The organism is Granulicatella sp. 572.rep1_STHE, from assembly GCF_001073445.1.
Classification (GTDB): Bacteria; Bacillota; Bacilli; order Lactobacillales; family Aerococcaceae; genus Granulicatella; species Granulicatella adiacens.
Genome location: NZ_JVBO01000004.1, coordinates 1 through 256, shown reverse-complemented (window position 1 = coordinate 256; position 256 = coordinate 1). Strand labels below are relative to the sequence as shown.

Annotated in this window: 1 protein-coding gene; it reads right to left on the bottom strand. The window is 44.1% G+C overall.

The window, feature by feature from the left end:
- Nucleotides 1-256 (bottom strand): Ig-like domain-containing protein (locus tag ADH99_RS00015; protein WP_049555911.1); only part of this gene is annotated, 256 nt, incomplete at both ends.

The following is a 256-nucleotide window of genomic DNA, read 5'->3' as shown; positions in this document are numbered from 1 at the left end:
TGGGTTTGAAGCATCAATCGTAAGTGGAACGTCTGGATCTCCCGCTGTAAATTGCGGTGTTTCTTTTTGTTCTTTCCCTTGTTTTCCAGTCGATGTTTTATCTTCACCGCTTGGCGTTACTTCTGTCACGGTTGGTGTGTACTTCGCTGTAGCTGGAGTGCCGTTGGCATCTTTAGCTTGGACAGTGACACCTTCTGGTGTTCCAACAAAGTCTTTATTTGGAGTGAACGTAATTTCTCCTGTTTCTGGATTTAAT